Origin of the sequence: Pedobacter yonginensis, assembly GCF_003173595.1 — a bacterium.
Taxonomy (GTDB): domain Bacteria; phylum Bacteroidota; class Bacteroidia; order Sphingobacteriales; family Sphingobacteriaceae; genus Pedobacter; species Pedobacter yonginense.
The window spans coordinates 686,280-703,877 of record NZ_QGNZ01000002.1 but is presented as its reverse complement, the minus strand read 5'-3'; the positions used below and the strand labels follow the sequence as shown (position 1 = coordinate 703,877).

General features: G+C 38.5%; 15 protein-coding genes. 7 read left to right on the top strand and 8 right to left on the bottom strand.

The annotated features are described in order from the left end of the window. Positions 1-4: 4 nt before the first annotated feature. The 4 genes from lpxA to DHW03_RS09855 all read right to left on the bottom strand — a co-directional run bounded on the left by lpxA (position 5) and on the right by DHW03_RS09855 (position 4,614). On the bottom strand, positions 5-790 hold the full coding sequence (gene lpxA / locus DHW03_RS09870; RefSeq protein WP_025141731.1) for an acyl-ACP--UDP-N-acetylglucosamine O-acyltransferase: 786 nt from the start codon (positions 788-790) through the stop codon (positions 5-7). Further along, positions 790-2,202 (bottom strand): bifunctional UDP-3-O-[3-hydroxymyristoyl] N-acetylglucosamine deacetylase/3-hydroxyacyl-ACP dehydratase, encoded by a 1,413-nt coding sequence (locus DHW03_RS09865; RefSeq protein ID WP_109925571.1) that lies wholly within the window; start codon positions 2,200-2,202, stop codon positions 790-792. Before DHW03_RS09865 ends, lpxA begins: the two co-directional genes overlap by 1 nt. Further along, a complete protein-coding gene (lpxD, locus tag DHW03_RS09860; RefSeq protein ID WP_109925570.1) occupies positions 2,192-3,268 on the bottom strand; it encodes a UDP-3-O-(3-hydroxymyristoyl)glucosamine N-acyltransferase in 1,077 nt (358 codons plus the stop codon). Before lpxD ends, DHW03_RS09865 begins: the two co-directional genes overlap by 11 nt. 122 nt (positions 3,269-3,390) lie before the next feature. Next, positions 3,391-4,614 (bottom strand): HD domain-containing protein, encoded by a 1,224-nt coding sequence (locus tag DHW03_RS09855; protein ID WP_109925569.1) that lies wholly within the window; start codon positions 4,612-4,614, stop codon positions 3,391-3,393. Positions 4,615-4,724: 110 nt separating this feature from the next. On the opposite strand from DHW03_RS09855, the gene porX reads away from it, so the two are divergent. The 4 genes from porX to DHW03_RS09835 all read left to right on the top strand — a co-directional run bounded on the left by porX (position 4,725) and on the right by DHW03_RS09835 (position 8,843). Continuing rightward, positions 4,725-6,278 carry a T9SS response regulator signal transducer PorX gene (porX, locus tag DHW03_RS09850; RefSeq protein WP_109926013.1) on the top strand — a complete coding sequence of 518 codons (1,554 nt, stop codon included), beginning with the start codon at positions 4,725-4,727 and terminating at the stop codon, positions 6,276-6,278. Positions 6,279-6,379: 101 nt separating this feature from the next. Continuing rightward, entirely contained in the window at positions 6,380-6,796 is a 417-nt protein-coding gene (gene tsaE, locus DHW03_RS09845; protein ID WP_165825402.1) for a tRNA (adenosine(37)-N6)-threonylcarbamoyltransferase complex ATPase subunit type 1 TsaE, read from the top strand. A gap of 72 nt (positions 6,797-6,868) precedes the next feature. Next, the gene (locus DHW03_RS09840; protein WP_109925567.1) at positions 6,869-8,098 is read left to right on the top strand and encodes an alanine dehydrogenase; all 1,230 of its coding nucleotides are present in this window, start codon (positions 6,869-6,871) and stop codon (positions 8,096-8,098) included. A 61-nt stretch (positions 8,099-8,159) separates the two neighbouring features. Then, positions 8,160-8,843, top strand: a complete 684-nt coding sequence (locus DHW03_RS09835) for a M15 family metallopeptidase (RefSeq protein ID WP_109925566.1) — start codon at positions 8,160-8,162, stop codon at positions 8,841-8,843. On the opposite strand, the gene DHW03_RS09830 is transcribed toward DHW03_RS09835, so the two are convergent. The 4 genes from DHW03_RS09830 to DHW03_RS09815 form a co-directional block, all read right to left on the bottom strand. Further along, entirely contained in the window at positions 8,838-9,338 is a 501-nt protein-coding gene (locus DHW03_RS09830; RefSeq protein ID WP_109925565.1) for a phosphoglycerate mutase family protein, read from the bottom strand. The genes DHW03_RS09835 and DHW03_RS09830 overlap by 6 nt on opposite strands. A 164-nt stretch (positions 9,339-9,502) precedes the next feature. Further along, positions 9,503-10,552 carry an aminotransferase class I/II-fold pyridoxal phosphate-dependent enzyme gene (locus tag DHW03_RS09825; RefSeq protein WP_109925564.1) on the bottom strand — a complete coding sequence of 350 codons (1,050 nt, stop codon included), beginning with the start codon at positions 10,550-10,552 and terminating at the stop codon, positions 9,503-9,505. Beyond that, positions 10,552-11,343: an alpha/beta hydrolase gene (locus DHW03_RS09820; protein ID WP_109925563.1), complete on the bottom strand. Its 792-nt coding sequence runs from the start codon at positions 11,341-11,343 to the stop codon at positions 10,552-10,554. The genes DHW03_RS09825 and DHW03_RS09820 overlap by 1 nt, the downstream gene beginning before the upstream one ends. Positions 11,344-11,356: 13 nt before the next feature. Next, positions 11,357-12,601: a D-alanyl-D-alanine carboxypeptidase/D-alanyl-D-alanine-endopeptidase gene (locus DHW03_RS09815; protein WP_240618509.1), complete on the bottom strand. Its 1,245-nt coding sequence runs from the start codon at positions 12,599-12,601 to the stop codon at positions 11,357-11,359. Positions 12,602-12,780: 179 nt separating this feature from the next. Here DHW03_RS09815 and DHW03_RS09810 point away from each other — a divergent pair, with 179 nt between their 5' ends. From DHW03_RS09810 to DHW03_RS09800, 3 genes are all read left to right on the top strand, one after another. Then, positions 12,781-13,986, top strand: coding sequence for an aspartyl protease family protein (locus DHW03_RS09810; RefSeq protein WP_165825401.1), 1,206 nt, complete (start codon positions 12,781-12,783; stop codon positions 13,984-13,986). Between the two features lie 92 nt (positions 13,987-14,078). Beyond that, positions 14,079-16,601, top strand: a complete 2,523-nt coding sequence (locus DHW03_RS09805; RefSeq protein WP_109925560.1) for a zinc-dependent metalloprotease — start codon at positions 14,079-14,081, stop codon at positions 16,599-16,601. An 87-nt stretch (positions 16,602-16,688) separates the two neighbouring features. Continuing rightward, positions 16,689-17,558 carry a phosphodiester glycosidase family protein gene (locus DHW03_RS09800; protein ID WP_109925559.1) on the top strand — a complete coding sequence of 290 codons (870 nt, stop codon included), beginning with the start codon at positions 16,689-16,691 and terminating at the stop codon, positions 17,556-17,558. The last annotated feature ends 40 nt before the right edge of the window (positions 17,559-17,598 follow it).

Sequence of the window (17,598 nt, the reverse complement as noted above, 5' to 3'; positions counted from 1 at the left end):
TTGGCTAGCTTCCCATGCCGAAACCTTTCATTACCCCGCGGTTTGAGTTGCGGATGAAATCTACAATCTCATCACGAATTTCAGTCGGTTTAAATTCAGCTTCAATCATATCTAAAGCTTTGGTTACGTTGTTGTGCTTTACAAAAAGTACGCGATAAATTTCTTGTATTTCATCAATCTGCTCATTGGTAAAGCCTCTTCTACGCAAGCCAACAGAATTAATTCCGGCGTAAGAAAGTGGTTCGCGAGCGGCTTTAACATAAGGAGGAACATCTTTACGAACTAACGATCCACCTGTTACAAAAGCATAAGAACCTACCTTAACAAATTGATGGATAGCCACTAAGCCTGCTAACACTACATTGTTGCCAATGGTAATATGGCCGGCTAATGTGGTGCTGTTTGAGAAGATACAGTTGTTGCCAACTTCGCAATCGTGCGCAATGTGTGAGTATGCTTGGATTAAACAGTTGCTTCCAATTGTTGTTTTCCATTTATCTTTTGTGCCGCGGTTTATGGTTACACACTCTCTAATGGTGGTGTTGTCGCCAATTTCTGCGGTGGTAATTTCGCCAGCAAATTTTAAGTCCTGAGGTTCGCCAGAAATCACGGCACCAGGAAATATACGGCAGTTTTTACCAATACGCGCCCCATCCATAATGGTTACGTTAGATCCAATCCACGTCCCTTCGCCAATTACAACATCTTTATGGATAACCACAAAAGGTTCGATTACGACATTTTCGGCGATTTTTGCCTGAGGATGAATATATGCTAAAGGTTGTATCATTATTGAGCGGGTTCTGCTTGTTTAATTTTTGAAATTTGTGCCATCATTTCGGCTTCGACAACAATTTTCTCCCCAACCATTCCTACACCTTTCATTTGGGCTATGCCTCGTCTAATTGGCTCAAGTAAATCGCAACGGAAAACAATTGTATCACCAGGTAAAACCTGCGCTCTAAAACGAACGTTATCTATCTTTAAAAAGTAAGTTAAGTAATTTCTTGGATCAGGTACGGTGCTTAACACTAAAATACCTCCAACTTGGGCCATTGCCTCAATTTGAATAACCCCAGGAAAAACGGGTGCGCCCGGAAAATGACCTTTGAAGAACTCTTCGTTCATGGTTACGTTTTTAACGCCTACAACATGATTTTTAGAAAGTTCTAGTATTTTATCTACAAATAGAAAAGGCTGACGGTGAGGCAAAATGTCCATAATTTGAACAACATCGTATAATGGTTTTGCGCTTGGATCGTACACCTTTTGAATTTTTTTATTTTTCTCTTTTTTGATGGCTGCTTTAATTTTTTTAGCGAAAGCAACATTTGCAGCATGGCCAGGGCGGGCTGCCATAATGTGTCCTTTTAAATGCATCCCCACCAAAGCCAAATCGCCAATCATATCCAATAGTTTATGGCGTGCAGGTTCGTTTTGGTAGCGTAACTCCATATTATTTAAAATACCTTGCGGAGCTACATCAATATCTTTACGGTTAAAAAGTTTTGCAAGATGGCTGAGTTCATCTTTCGTTACTTCTTTATCTACAATTACAATGGCATTATTTAAATCTCCACCTTTAATTAAATTGTGCGAAAGCTGATATTCCAATTCATGTAAAAAGCAAAAGGTACGGCAAGAAGCAATTTCTTTTTTGAATTCGGCAATGGTGTTAATGCCCGCATGTTGACTTCCTAAAACCGGAGAGTTGTAATCAATCATACAAGTGAAACGATAGTCATCAAGCGGCATAGCCACAATTTCAACTTTTCTATCCGCTTCGGTGTAGGTAATGTTGTGCGGAATGGTAAAGTACTCGCGATCTGCGTTTTGCTCAATGATGCCAACTTCTTCCAACAAATCAATAAATTGAATCGAACTGCCATCCATAATGGGTGTTTCAGGACCGTCCAATTGAATGAGAACATTGTCCAAATCCATTCCGATTAGCGAGGCCATAACGTGCTCTACTGTGCTTACACTTGCCCCATTTTGAGTAAGTGTGGTACCACGAGAAGTATCGGTTACATTATCTGCATCGGCATCAATTATTGGGTGGCCATCTAAATCAACTCGTTGAAATTTAAAACCATGATTTTCTGGTGCAGGGCAAAAAGTAAGGGTAACATTTGCGCCGGTATGTAAGCCAACTCCAGATACAGATGTTTCTTTTTTAATCGTCTTTTGTCTAACGTTCATTGTGTATTGTATTCTTTTCCAACTCAGCCGTAAGTTTTTTTATTTCTTCTTCGAGCGTATTTATTCTCTTTTCAACATCCGGGAGATGTTTAAATATTACAGAAGCCCGCATCCAGTTTCTTAAAGGTTGAGCTGGACTGCCGTGCCATTGTTTGTTTTCTTCGGTAATGTTAAAATTTAATCCGGCTTGGGCACCAATTTGTGTCCCTTTAGCTAAGGTTAAGTGGCCCGCAATGCCTACTTGCCCACCAATTACACTATTTGGACCTACTTTTGTGCTTCCAGATATGCCAGATTGAGCCGCTAAAACGGTATTTTCACCGATTTCTACGTTGTGTGCAATTTGAATTAAATTATCAATTTTGGCACCTTTTTTAACAATTGTTGATCCCATTGTGGCTCGATCGACAGCGGTATTTGCACCAATTTCAACATCGTCTTCTATAATTACATTCCCAATTTGCGGGATTTTATTATAAGTACCATCTTTTTGTGGTGCGAAACCAAAACCATCGCTTCCGATTACGGTATTGGAATGGATAATTACACGCGCACCAATGATTGAATTATGGTAAATTTTTACGCCCGGATGCAAGGTGCTTTGCTCGCCAATGATGGAATCTGCCCCGATAAAAGTTTGTGTATTAATTTTGCAACCATCAGCAATTTGAACATTCTCACTTACGTAAGCAAAAGCATCAATAAATACATTTTTGCCAATTTTTGCAGATGGATGAACGAAGGCTAATTTATCAATTCCAGACTTTGCGGTTTGTGCATTTACAGCTTCATTGTACTTATCTAAAAGGATGGTAAATGCGCTGTAAGGATTATCGACACGAATGAGCGTGCTGGTATAATTTTGTGTTGGACTAAAATCTTTTGAAACAATAACTACCGATGCCTGAGTGGAATACAAAAAGTTTTCGTACTTGGGGTTAGAAAGAAAAGACAAGGAGCCTTCTTTCCCGTCCTCTATTTTAGAGAGTTCGGTCACGGCAATATCAGGGTTACCATCAATGGACCCGTTTAAAAACTCGCTTATCTGCTTGGCAGTAAATTGCATCGTACAAAGGTAAATGTTAAATTGATATGAACAAAAAAACCTACATAGGTTAATAAGTGTATATTATACACAATAATAAGACTTAAAACGGCACTAAAAGTTAAATATTTTGTTAAAATTACTTAAATCCCTCTAGGGTAGCAAAGGATGTATTTTTCAACAGTTTTTTGTAAGGACTCTAAATTCGATAAATCAGATGCTTTCGCAATATCAACAATATCGTTATTTTTCATCAATATTTTAATATTTCCGACCCCAGCATTGTAAGCCCGATTTTGAATGGAATCTGTAAAAACAAAGTAGCTGGCTTCTTCGGGGGCAATACCAAGCAAATTCACTGCTGCATCTTGCAAAAATTCAATCCGATCGGTCGCGGCGCGTTCATTGCTCATCTCTACCTTATATAAATTTCTTGAGGTTAGCATTTGGCAAAGCGTAGAAAGAATTTTATCAGGATGCTCTACCCAAACCTTTAGGGCTGCATAAATATCCTGATCATCGAGATTGGTGAAATGTTTTAAGTGTGTATCTTTTTCAAAAAAGTCGACTTCGGTAATGTCGTTTTGTAAAAAATGATTTAGAGAAGGGGAGGCAAACAGGTTTTCACCTGCGGCTGATAACTGTTTAGCCCTTGCTAAAAGTTTTACCAAAATCATTTCGCCAGCAATTACCGTTTTATGCAAATAAACCTGCCAATACATTAACCTGCGGGCAATTAGGAATTTCTCAATCGAATAAATCCCTTTTTCCTCAATAACCAAATTATCATCAAAAACATTAAACATTTTGATGATTCGGTCGAAACTAATCACACCTTCACTAACGCCGGTAAAAAAGCTATCCCGATTTAGGTAGTCCATCCGATCTAAATCCAGCTGACCAGAAATGAGTTGATGAAGAAACTTTTTAGGGTAGGTGCCGTTGAAAATCGCTATGGCATGACTGAGCTTTCCTTCGAAATGTACATTCAAATCCTGCATCAGCTTTGCTGAAATATCTTCGTGCTTAATTCCTGTAACCAATGAGTGTTCTAGCGCGTGTGAAAATGGGCCATGCCCAATATCGTGCAGTAAAATAGCCAGAATTGCAGCTTCCTCTTCTCCTTCTGTAATGATATGACCTTTGCTTTTCAACAAGCCAATGGCTAAGCTCATTAGGTGCATGGCGCCCAGCGCATGGTGAAAACGCGTGTGTAAAGCACCAGGATAAACCAAATGCGTCATCCCGAGTTGCTTGATGTAGCGCAAACGCTGAAAGTATGGATGCGAAATGACATCGTAAACCAACTCAGATGGAATGCTAATGAATCCGTAAACCGGATCGTTTATTATTTTCTTCTTATTCAATCGTTAAAAATAGTTAAATACGCAGATACGGTACAAAAATTGCTATTTTTATTTATAGTTTGTTTTACCTTCCAAAATATAATGGTAATCCTTATTTATTTTACAAAAACATGCAAGAAACTAAAATATTGTGGGCCGATGACGAAATTGACCTATTAAAACCTCATATATTATTACTAAACGATAAAGGTTACAATGTAACCACATTCACCAATGGTAATGACGCCCTCGAAGCTTTTGGAAAATCTCATTTCGATTTGGTTTTTTTGGATGAAAATATGCCCGGCATGAGTGGTATTGAAACCCTTTCTGCCATCAAAAATTTAAATCCAGAAGTTCCTGTTGTTCTAATTACGAAAAGTGAGGAAGAAAACTTAATGGAAGATGCCATTGGGAGCAAAATTGACGACTACTTAATCAAGCCTGTTAACCCAAAGCAGGTGCTTTTAACCATCAAAAAACTGATTGATAATAAACGCTTGGTTAGTGAAAAAACTTCCATGGCTTATCAACAAGATTTTAGGCGCTTGGGTATGACCTTGAGCGACCGTTTGAGTTACGATGAGTGGATTGATGTGTATAAAAAAATTGTTTTTTGGGAACTTGAGTTGGAGAAACTAGATGATCCACAGATGCATGAAATTTTAACCATGCAAAAGCAAGAAGCCAATACGCAGTTTTCCAAATTTATAGAGGAGCATTATTTGGGCTGGATTAAGGATAAAGACCATTCTCCACTACTCTCTAATGAACTGCTTAAGAAAAAGGCTTTCCCACATGTGGGAGATAGTACACCCGTATTTTTTATACTGATTGATAATTTACGTTATGACCAATGGAAAATTATTAATCCATTGATTTCTGAGTACTTTAGGATTGATGAGGAGGATATGTACACCAGTATTTTGCCTACTGCAACGCAATATGCGCGTAATGCTATTTTCTCTGGTTTAATGCCTTTAGAAATGGAAAGACGTTTTCCGCAGTTATGGCAAAACGACGATGATGAAGGTGGAAAAAACATGCATGAGGAGGCATTTTTGGCCGATAACATTAAACGAAACCTAAGAAAGGACTGTAAGTTTAGCTACAATAAAATTTTAACGTTTGAGCAAGGGAAAGATTTGGTTGAACAAACCAATAACCTGCTGCAAAATGATTTCAACGCCATTGTATTTAACTTTGTGGATATGTTAAGCCATGCCCGTACGGATATGCAAATGATACGTGAGCTTGCAAATGATGATGCCGCTTACCGTTCTTTAACCTTATCGTGGTTTGAGCATTCGCCACTTTGGGAGCTGCTTAAAAAAATCGCTCAGAAAAAGGTAAAGGTGGTTATCACAACCGATCATGGAACCATTCGAGTTAAAAAACCGGTTAAAGTTATTGGCGATAGAAGCACGAATACCAATCTTCGATACAAACAAGGCAGAAATCTTAATTTTAATGCCAAAGATGTTTTTGCAATTAAGAACCCGCACGATGCGATGTTACCAAAAATTAACATCAGCAGTAGTTATATTTTTGCAAAGGAGGATAGTTATTTTGTTTATCCGAACAATTACAATCAATTTGTAAACTACTATAATGAAACTTTCCAGCATGGCGGAATATCTTTGGAAGAAATGATTATCCCAGTGATTACGTATTCGCCGAGATAAGCTTGTTTTAGAGTTGCTCTACACCAAGTTTTAGTTGGACACTTAATATTAGAGGCAAAAGCGATAAAATTATCTATTACTTTTGCCTTTATTCTTTTAAAATGAAGATAGAAGTTTATAACCTTTTAGATTTAACAAACGTTGCAAAACAGTTAATAGAGTTTGCAGCTACTGAAAAAATATTTGTTTTTGAAGGCGATATGGGCGCTGGAAAAACCACCTTCATTAAAAAGCTTTGTGAAGCGCTGGGGGTTTCGGATGTTGTATCAAGCCCTACATATTCTATTGTTAATGAGTATGAAAGCCCAAACGGACAAGTTTTTCATTTCGATTTTTACCGGATAAAAGATATTCAAGAAGCCTATGATTTGGGTTATGAAGAATACTTTTATGGAGGTGCATTTTGCTTAATTGAGTGGCCAGAACGGGTGAAGGAGCTTTTGCCAGATCACTACATAAAAGTAGAAATTGCTGTTGGTGATGATAACCAGCGGATATTCAGTTTCTCGAAGGCATAACATTTAGGTATCAATATTTTAACAGAATTTCCGTACCTTGAACAACCTTAAACAAATACATTTTTAAGCATCATGGCTACAGGAATACGCGAAGGAATGGCCGATATAGCTCGTCAGGGTTTATTACAAACACAAGAGGCGACACTTGAAACCAGAAATAAAAAAAACAATTTAAATATTGGAATCCCCAAGGAAATTTCTTTCCAAGAAAATAGAATAGCCCTTACCCCTTTATCTGTTGCCTTGTTGGTTAATAATGGTCACCGAGTGATTTTGGAAACGGGTGCTGGCATTGCGGCAAATTTTTCTGATTCGGAATATGCAGAACAAGGTGCAAAAATTGCCTATGATAAAAAGGAAGTTTTTGATTGCGACATCCTCGTGAAGATTGCCCCTCCAATGCTCGAAGAAATTGAAATGATGCACAAGGGGCAAACGCTAATTTCATCACTCCAAACCGGAACCTTAAAGCAAGAATACTTAAAAGCACTGATGCAAAAAAAAATTAATGCATTGTGTTTTGAGAATTTGCGGGATGAAGGAAACGTGCTGAGTGTGGTTAGGGCCATGAGTGAAATTGTAGGCTCTACATCCATATTAATTGCCGCAGAGTATTTGAGTAATGTTACCGGTGGGAAGGGCTTGATGCTTGGTGGTTTTACGGGGGTGCCGCCCACAGAAATCGTAATTTTAGGTGCTGGTACCGTTGGTGAATATGCCGCCAGAACAGCTTTAGCTTTAGGTGCGGAAGTGAAGGTTTTCGACAGTTCAATTTATAGGTTACGCCGACTGCAAAATAACTTGGGCAACAGCAGGGTTTTCACATCGGTAATGCAGCCCATTGTTTTAAATAAAGCCATTGTAACATGCGATGTTGTTATTGGTGCCATTAGAGCCAGCCACGGCAGAAGCCCTTGTATCGTTATGGAAGAAACTGTGGCCAGAATGAAACCTCATTCGGTGGTGATTGATGTGAGCATAGATCAAGGTGGGTGTTTTGAAACATCAGAAGTAACTAACCATACCAATCCGGTTTTTAGAAAGTACGATGTGATTCATTATTGTGTTCCAAATATCGCTTCGCGTGTTCCAAGAACGGCATCTTATGCACTAACAAATATTTTTGCCCCTATTTTACTGGATATTGGTGAATTTGGTGGCTTAATGAATATGGTTTGGAACAATCCGGGCATTAGAGAGGCGCTTTATATTTATCAAGGCAATGTGACTAATAAAGACTTAGCCGATATGTTCAACCTGCCTTTTAAAGATTTAGAGCTGTTGGTGGTTTCTAATCAGTAAGTGATTTTTATATTGAATTTTTTCTCGCTACTCAGAAAATCGCCCAATTAATACCGCATCTATGAAACTCAACTGCTTGATTTTTTTTGTCTTGTTCGCCTTTTGTGCTGTTGCTCAAGATAAAGCCCACCCCTCGAAAAAGCTGGTCGTTATCAGTAGTTACAGCCAATATTTATCTTCGGTAAAAACGAACCCAAACAATGAGTTGGTTGAAATTAAAAAGGCAATTCCAAGTATAAAACTTGATATTCGATATGCCACCACAAATAACTTTATGAAACAGGTGATGTACAAGCAAGCCCGTGCTTTTGCGAGGAAACCTGTTGTAGAATCGTTAAAGAAAATTCAGGCTGAACTAAAAAAGAAAGGCTACGGACTAAAAATATTTGATGGTTATCGACCTTATGCCGTTACCATTGCCTTTCACAACAAGGCCAGCGACAAAAACTTTGTGGCAAACCCAGCCAAAGGCTCAAAACACAATAGGGGTTGTGCCATAGATTTAACGATCATCAATTTAAAAACGGGTAAAGATGTAGTGATGGCAACCCCTTACGATAGTTTTTCTGACGCGGCTGCGGCGCATTACATGCCAGTTTCGATAGAAGTGAAAAAAAATAGAGATTTCTTAATTGCTTCCATGCAAAAATACAATTTCACTGTGCTTGATAATGAATGGTGGCACTTCGATTACAACGGTTGGGAAAACTACGCTCTAATGGATATTCCCTTTGAAAAACTATAAGTGGTGCGGGCGACCATATTGATCCATTTTTACTTTGGCCTTTTCGCCTTTCACTGTTAAGTGAAAAATGTAATCATAATCATCGTCTGTTAATTCCTCTTTAGGTCGCTTGGCACCAAAGGCATCTATTATTTCTAAAACCGTATTAGAATGACCAGCGATGACGATGCTTTGACCAACATAGTTTTTTCTAACCTCTTCTACCAGCTGTTTAATGTCTTTATATTCAATTACTTTTTTGATAATTAAAGAATCGAGGGTTTGATGCGTTCTTTTAGTGGCTGTAGCAAAGGCGGCATCAAACTTTACCTTTTTTAAATAAATGGCTAAATCGCCAGCCCTTATTCTCCCTTCTTCTGATAAATTTGGATTTTTATCGTCGGGGTTGCTTTTATCTTTCTCCGCATGTCTTACAATCCAAACATCTGTAGATTGAGCAAAAGTAATTTGAGCAACGAAAAATGTAAATGCAAATAATAGGAAAAACTTTTTCATGTTTAAAGGTTGAAAAAATTATTGATAAATTAAGGTTTAAGGATTGATTATTCTGTTAACTCGATTGATGCTCACATTTAAAGATTGAAGTTTATGAATAGCCTTAGAGATGAAAGCCCATTGATTGGCTTAAAATAGTTTCGGGCCCAATAACAGGCTTTGCGCTAAACAACAAGGTTTATCGCATAAATTAACTCATCCAAATCTGCTCTTTCATGCCAACTGCTCAGCACAATTCTATTAATGGGCAAACTCTTTTTAGTGGGGTATGGGAAAGAGGAAATGAGGAGGTTATGCTTTAAAAGTTTTTGATCGATTTCAGCATCATCAATTAGAAATGCTGGGAAATTTGCAGTGAATTTCCATCTAGAATCTAGCTTAGTCGCGAAATAGGATGTGTTCTGCTGAAGTTTTTCCCATTCTGCCTGGTATATACCCTCAGCATGGATAAATGCATAAGCCCCAGCGGCGGCTGATGGAGAGGCGCCGTTAAACTCGTTGGTGTTTTTGAGCGCTTTGATAATTTCATTTGAAGCAAGTACCAGACCAGCATCTACCCCCAAAGCCTTTGCCATTGATGCAACCACTATGCGGTGTATATTTTTTTGTCGAGGCAAAGATTCATATACGCTTCCACCAGAATTATTAACACCAATGCCATGAGAATCATCCACAATTAAAAATATATTCTTTTCTGGATTTACTTGGTTCAAGAAACTGAAATCGTAAACCTCTGGGAAGAGATTGTTCATGGAGTTACTAATAATTACCCAGTTTTTTTCTGTGGCGTTATTAATGTGCTGAACTGTTTCTTGGGCCCATGTTGTAAATGATCGATTATCTGCCGGTTGATTTTGCAACCACAATGCCGGGTGTGTGGCTGGTGCAAACAGAACGGCCCCATTTTGGCTTAAATTTTTAGCGGTTAACTGTGCAGCTAAATAGCCGCTCGATGTCATCAATGCGGCTTCTGCTTTAAATCTTTCGGCTGCAATGGCTTCAGCATCATTGTAAATGCTCAACTGTATGTTGTTGCTTCGGCTTGTTCCGTTATTTAAACCATATTTTTGCAAGCCTGTGATGTATAATTGTAGGAACTCTCGGTTTTGTGGAATACCTAAATATGCTGTTCCGCCGAAGTACAAAAAAGTTTGCTTACCAATGTTAATTTTATTGGAAAAAGGCTGATCAAGTGAAGTAAAATCGGTAGGCATTAATTGTTCATTAGTTTTTGGAAAAAGTCGAATTGTTGTTTGATTGATTTTTTCCAATAGGCGGCATTATGGTTTCCTGGTTGGGAAACGTAGGTTGCATTGATTTTTAAACTGTCGCATTTTTTCTTCAAATCATTATTGGATGCGTAAAAGAAATCATCAGAACCACAATCAAAAACAATTGGTTTTTTATTTCCAGCAAGCTTCTCTATAGCTGTAATCACAGAATATTTTAACCAAATATCGCTGTCTTTGGTTGGGTTTCCAAGCAATTCTGGCACGCCAAATTTTCCAATTGCATCCCGAAGATTAACGCCACCACTAGTACTGCCCGCGCTGAAAAATAATTCTGGATGTTTTAAAAATAAACTCAAAGCGCCATGTCCGCCCATACTTAAACCAGTTATACAAATTTTTGACGAATCAATCGGAAAATCTGACTTCATTTTTGGGAATAACTCATTGAAAAAGAAGCTTTCATATTGCCAATCTGATTTGGCGGGGCTGTTCATATACCAGCTTTTGTACAAGCCATCGGGGCAAATCAAAATGTAGCCATATTCATCAGCATATTTTTGTGCATCCATAATGTTGTTCCATTGTTTGTAATTGCCACTATATCCGTGAAGTAGGATAATGGCCGGCAATTTTGCTTTTTTATCTACCTTTTTGGGTGTGAACACCCAAACGGTATCTGCTTGAGGCAAATTTTTGGAATTAAAAACAACCTGTTTCTGAGCGGTAGCTGAATGGCAAAATGCGATTGCGAAGGCGATTAAAAGAAGTTTCATTGGTAGAAATCAATTAAAAATTATCGTGAATATACGTCACAATTCTTACCATCTCATTCCGAATATCGGCAGTTGGCCTTACAAAATTATTATTCATGAACGAATAGATGTAAATTTTGCCTTTTTTTGTCAACACGTAACCGCTTTGGTTGTGTACACCACTTAACGAACCCGTTTTGCCATATACAAAAGGTGTGTCGGTTTTGGGGTAAGCATTCCTGAGCGTGCCACTTTTACCTCCTGCGGGTAGCATGTCAAATAATTTATCGCGATTATTTACCTGTTTATAAATGTTATCCAACAGAAAGACCAGATCTCTTGGGGTAAATAAATTCTTTCTAGATAAGCCCGATCCATCCACCCATTTTGGCTTGTCTGGCAAAAAAGAAAGATAATTTTTAACTGCGTAATTAATGGCCTTTTCTGTGCTTAATGTATCGCCCAACTGGTTTGAGCATACCAGCAGTAAGTGTTCGGCGATGAAATTATCACTTGGTAACATCATGTGCTTTAAAACCGAATCGCGTTTTGCGCCATAAAAAGTTTTGGCCTCGGCAGGGATTTTCATCTTAATTAAACCAATGGGTTTGTGCAAGGTGTCCGATAATACCTCAACGGAGGTTTGAGGAGAGGTTTTATAAGGAATTTGTTGGTTATAGGTCGGTTTTATGCTGGTTAGTGGCGTGGTGAAGTTATTGCTTAGAAAGTCTCTAACCACATAAAAATCACCTTTAGTTTTGGTAGAATCCGTTTTAAAAAGAGGGGCAAAAAGTTTAGGTTCAACACTTATCTTATTTGCACTGACATATTTTGTGGCAACCATGTTATCCGTAATGGGTAACTCGTTTATTTCTGGTTGGTAATAATCGTTATAATCATCCCATGCCCAACCATTGCCATAAAAATTACCTTCGTAACGGCCTGGGGCAAAAAACAGTTTCTTGTTGCTCGAGGCTAAAAAATTGTAGGTGTTTTTACTTTTTAGTGTGCTGTGTAAAAAGGATGGGTCGCCAGTTCCCCAAAAAATCAGGGAGTCATTTTTTTCCACGTATTTAAGTGCCGGCATGTCTTCTGGCAACATCTTCAAGCTGGTGTAAAATGTAAATAGCTTGGTGTTTGATGCTGGAGTAAAGTACTTGTCGGCATCTTGCTGATAAATCATTTGTTTGTGCTCCATATTGTAAAGCGCAAAACCCACCATGTATTCTTTAATTATGGCTGAGTTTTTAAATTCTTTGGCCACTTTCTTTGAAATCATTTTATCGGTTGAGCAACCTGAAATCAGAAAAGCGAGTATTACCGAAGACAAAAGGAATATTTTTGTATTTATAGAACGAAACATGTTTTGTGGTTGTAGATGATAATATCAACTAAATTATTAAATTTAATTTAATGTTAACCAAGTATAGGCCTGTAACACTTTTGTGCCATCGCAAAATGTCATTTTGCCTAGGAATTTTATTGTTGTTTTTCGGGCATATAAAGGGTCAGGAATTCTTTTTTTCGGGCAATCAGGTTAAGCAATCCATGCCATTTAAAAGCATCAAAAACCTAATTGTGATCCCTATTTTTATTAACGGAAAGGGTCCCTACGATTTTATTTTGGATACTGGGGTAGGGCCTATGATTGTAACCGATCCATCTATTATTGACGATCTGGATTTTAGCATGCTTCGCAAAATTAAGGTAACTGGTTTAGGTGTAGAAACTGTTGAAGCCTTCGTATCTCAAAATATAAATGCAAGCATTGGGCGGGCTAAAATTGAGCACATTCCAACCGCTATTTTAAAGGAAGATCTCTTTAATTTATCAGGTCATTTAGGCATAAAGGTTTACGGCTTAATTGGGTTTAATTTCTTTAACAGTTTTATGGTAGATGTACGCTATAGCGAGAATAGAATTATCTTTTCCTATCCCTATTCTAAAATAAAATATCGAGGTAAAAAAGTTCCAATTGAAATTGAGAATCTTAAGCCATTTATTACAGCAGATGTTCAAATTCAGGATAGCGGCCTGTTTAGAGGCAAGTTTTTAATGGATACGGGTGCAAGCCACGCAGTTTCTATGGAAATGATTAATGGAGGGGAAGTTCCTATTCCAGAAAAGAGGATTAAGGCCAATTTGGGGATGAGCATAAGTGGGCAAATTGATGGCTTTATTGCAAGGGTTCATCAAGTTTCTATCGGCGACCAAGTTTTTACGGATGTGGTGGCTGGATTTCCAGATTATAAAACCATTGCCGATAAAGTGGATTTATCTAAACGCAACGGAAATTTGGGTGCAGATTTGCTTCGGAAATTTGATATTCAATTTAACTATCAGCAAAAATTTATCTATTTAAAACCAAATAAATACGCCCGATTGCCTTTCGAGCACGACATGGTTGGAATGGTGGTTTATCTCGATCAGCAACAATTTAAGCGCTTTTTAATAGGTGAGATAGACGAAAACTCTCCGGCAGAAAAGGCCGGACTTTGTGTGCGAGATGAGATTATTGGTGTAAACTTTAAACCCGTTGATGGCTACACATTAAATGATTTAACAGAGCTATTTAAATCTTCCAACACGCGAAATGTAATATTAGAAGTTTTTAGAGATGATCGGGTGTTCTACGTGGTGGTAAAGCTCGAAAAAAGAATTTAGCACATGGCTGGTAATTTTATAGTTACATTCTGTACGCAACGTAACAAGGCCTTAACTTCGGCCTCTTATTATCCTAAAACCAATAAACACACATGAATAAAAAAGTTAGCATACTTGCTTTTGCAGGTATCGTTGCATTTGGTGTGGCCGGAATAAATACGGCATACGCACAAAAATGGCCAAACAAAAACAATACTAAAAAAACTACGGCTCCAGTGCAATCGGCGGCTGCACCAGCAGCGCCAAAGAAAGAAGGCATTAAACCTTTTTCGGAAGTGATAACCGCGAAGGCAAGGACAACGGTAGGCCTTTTCAAAACCCATAAAGTAGATGACAAATGGTATTTTGAAATACCAGACTCGATGATTAATCGCGAAATGCTGGTGGTTACGCGTTTGGCAAAAGCTCCGGCTGGTGTAAAAGTTGGCAACCAACAATATGGCGGAGAAGAGCTAAATGAGCAAGTTTGGAAATGGGAACGCAGAGGAAAGCAGGTTTTTATTCGCGTACCCAGTTATGCAACTAAAGCCGATCCAAACAGCGATATGTTTGAATCTGTAAAGAACTCAAACCTTGATCAAATTTTGGCAAGCTTTGAAGTTAAGGCTTATAATAAAGACACAAGCGGAGTTGTGATTGATGTAACCGATTTCTACAACGGCGACATTATGGCGATTGGTGCTACAGATCAAATTCGTAAAGCGTATAAGGTTACGATGTTTGATGCAACCCGATCTTATATTGATACCATAAAAACTTTCCCAATTAATATTGAGGTAAAAACAGCAAAAACCTATCGTGCATTAGAATCGCCAACAGATAACAGCAATGCTGCAGTTACCTTCGAGTTTAATACTTCAATGTTATTGTTGCCAAAAAACCCTGTAAAAGCCAGAATTATGGACAGCAGAGTGGGTTATTTTGGTCAATCTCAAATTGATTATGGAACAAATGCCCAAAAAGCAGAACGTACGGCTTATATCCACAGATGGAATTTGGTTCCTAAAGATACAAACGCCTACAAAAGAGGCGAATTGGTAGAGCCGGTAAAACCGATTATCATTTATATTGATCCGGCCACACCGAAAAAATGGGTTCCTTATTTAATCCAAGGAATTAACGATTGGCAAGTGGCATTCGAGGCCGCAGGTTTCAAAAATGCAATTATTGGTAAAGAAGCCCCAACCCCACAACAAGACCCTCAATTTAGTGTAGAAGATTCTAGATACTCTGTTGTGCGTTATTTTGCTTCAGACATTGCAAATGCTTACGGTCCGCATGTTAGCGATCCGAGAACTGGACAAATTTTAGAAACCCACATTGGCTGGTACCATAACGTGATGAATTTATTGCGCAATTGGTATTTCGTGCAAACGGCAGCCACTAACCCAGCAGTACGTAAGGCACAATTTACAGACCCGCAAATGGGCGAGTTAATTCGCTTTGTATCGTCGCATGAAATTGGGCATACCTTAGGCTTGCCGCATAACTTCGGCTCTAGCTATGCCTATCCGGTAGATTCACTTCGCTCTAAAACATTTACAGATGCCCACGGAACAGCGCCATCCATTATGGATTACGCCCGTTTCAATTACATTGCTCAGCCTGGAGATGGTGTAACTAAACTTCACCCTCAAATTGGTGAGTACGATAAATGGTCAATTAAATGGGGATACAGCTGGCTTCCTGGCAATAAATCGTCTGAGCAAGAGAAGGAAGTATTAGATCAATGGACATTGAAAAATGCAGGCAACCCACTATATTTTTACGGTCGCCAGGGCACGAGCTTAGATCCCCGCTTGCAAAGTGAAGATTTGGGCGATAATGCTATGAAGGCAAGCACTTATGGCATCGCCAACCTTAAAAGGATTTTACCAAATGTAGAAAAATGGACATATCAAAAAGGTAAGGACTACAGCGATTTAAAAGAAATTTACACGGAAATTGTTGGCCAGTATAACCGTTACATGGGGCACGTTGCCACCAATGTTGGTGGTTTGAGCGAAAACTTCAAAACCTACGATCAATCGGGTCCGGTGTACGCCTATTTATCAAAAGCGAAGCAAAAAGAGGCAATAACTTTCTTTAATCAGCAATTATTTACCACTCCACTGTGGTTAATTAGCAATGAGCAACTGGGCAAGTTTGATAACGGCGTTTTATTAAACAGAATTAAATCGGTACAAACCAATACTTTGTCGAGTTTACTTTCTGCATCTAGAATTGCGCGTTTAATGGATAATGAATCGAAAAACGGGTCGGCAAAAGCTTATACTTTACCTGAGTTATTTACAGATTTGAAAAAATCGGTATTTGTTGCAGGCAGAGCCGATGGTTTTAAACGCAACCTGCAAAGGGCTTACGTAGAACGCTTGGCTTATTTAATGACTACCGAAACGGAGCTACCAGCGGGTTTTCCTGTTGATGCTGCAGCAAGCTATGGAATAACCCCAATTAACATTAGTCTTTCTGATATTAGACCATTGGTTAGGGCAGAGCTCAAATCGTTATTGGCAACCACAAAAGCAAGATCAGTTGCTGGGGATGCTGTTACCAAAGCACATTATGACGACTTAAACATCAGAATTAAAAACATTCTTGATCCAAAGAAATAAGTGTTTTCTTAATGTTACAAAAGCGGAGCAAATCATTAAGTTGGTTTGCTCCGTTTTTTTTAATTTTATTGAATAAAATCACCTCCTATGTTTAAAAGAATATCCTACTTAACGTTGCTGTGCCTTTGTGGCTTTTCAGGCCTTGCCCAAAATTCCGATTCGCTAACTGTAGTTAAAACAAAGTGGCAAAAAACACGAGTTGCTAAACAAGTGCGGTTATATCATCATCATTTCAATCAGAAAAATCTATTCGCGGCCAATGAAAACATTTCTTTTTTAGAAATTAAGAATACGGGAAGAAAAGCTGTTTTCGCGCTTGATGCCGAAGAAAAAGAACTGATAACCACCAGCGATTTTGGGTTGAGAGATACCGCTATTGCAGCCATTAATGGGAATTTCTTTGATGTTAAAAACGGAGGATCAGTCGATTTTGTTAAAGTGAATGGTAAAGTGATCAATACGAATAGGTTAGATAAAAATGGCGCTCGTGCAAGGCATCAACAAGCTGCGGTTGTCATCGAAGGTGGTAAGCTTGGGGTGAAGAAATGGGATGAATCTACCGATTGGGAAACCAAATTGCCCGAACAAAACATTTTGTTAAACGGACCTTTACTAACCTTCAATGCAGTAAACGAAGTTCTGGATACAACAAGTTTTACCTATTTACGGCACCCAAGAACTTGTTTAGGCATTAAACCTAATGGGAGAGTGGTTTTATTAACCGTTGATGGGCGACATGATAACTCGGCAGGAATGAGTTTACACGAGTTAACCAAATTAATGAGCTGGTTGGGCTGTACAACGGTGTTAAATTTTGATGGCGGTGGTTCTACCACACTATGGATTAATGGTTTTCCAGATGGGGGCGTAATCAACTATCCAACAGATAATAAGAAATGGGACCACGAGGGGCAACGGAAAGTAGCCAACGTGTTACTCATCAAAAGGACGAAATAAATGTTATTGCGCTAAGCTTAAATAATTATTTTCGCAGAGT

Excerpts from the sequence above, each read along its gene's own strand:
- lpxA (WP_025141731.1), bottom strand. The coding sequence starts at position 790 with ATGATACAACCTTTAGCATATATTCATCCTCAGGCAAAAATCGCCGAA.
- DHW03_RS09865 (WP_109925571.1), bottom strand. The coding sequence starts at position 2,202 with ATGAACGTTAGACAAAAGACGATTAAAAAAGAAACATCTGTATCTGGA.
- lpxD (WP_109925570.1), bottom strand. The coding sequence starts at position 3,268 with ATGCAATTTACTGCCAAGCAGATAAGCGAGTTTTTAAACGGGTCCATT.
- porX (WP_109926013.1), top strand. The coding sequence starts at position 4,725 with ATGCAAGAAACTAAAATATTGTGGGCCGATGACGAAATTGACCTATTA.
- tsaE (WP_165825402.1), top strand. The coding sequence starts at position 6,380 with ATGAAGATAGAAGTTTATAACCTTTTAGATTTAACAAACGTTGCAAAA.
- DHW03_RS09840 (WP_109925567.1), top strand. The coding sequence starts at position 6,869 with ATGGCTACAGGAATACGCGAAGGAATGGCCGATATAGCTCGTCAGGGT.
- DHW03_RS09835 (WP_109925566.1), top strand. The coding sequence starts at position 8,160 with ATGAAACTCAACTGCTTGATTTTTTTTGTCTTGTTCGCCTTTTGTGCT.
- DHW03_RS09830 (WP_109925565.1), bottom strand. The coding sequence starts at position 9,338 with ATGAAAAAGTTTTTCCTATTATTTGCATTTACATTTTTCGTTGCTCAA.
- DHW03_RS09825 (WP_109925564.1), bottom strand. The coding sequence starts at position 10,552 with ATGCCTACCGATTTTACTTCACTTGATCAGCCTTTTTCCAATAAAATT.
- DHW03_RS09820 (WP_109925563.1), bottom strand. The coding sequence starts at position 11,343 with ATGAAACTTCTTTTAATCGCCTTCGCAATCGCATTTTGCCATTCAGCT.
- DHW03_RS09815 (WP_240618509.1), bottom strand. The coding sequence starts at position 12,601 with ATGATTTCAAAGAAAGTGGCCAAAGAATTTAAAAACTCAGCCATAATT.
- DHW03_RS09810 (WP_165825401.1), top strand. The coding sequence starts at position 12,781 with ATGTCATTTTGCCTAGGAATTTTATTGTTGTTTTTCGGGCATATAAAG.
- DHW03_RS09805 (WP_109925560.1), top strand. The coding sequence starts at position 14,079 with ATGAATAAAAAAGTTAGCATACTTGCTTTTGCAGGTATCGTTGCATTT.
- DHW03_RS09800 (WP_109925559.1), top strand. The coding sequence starts at position 16,689 with ATGTTTAAAAGAATATCCTACTTAACGTTGCTGTGCCTTTGTGGCTTT.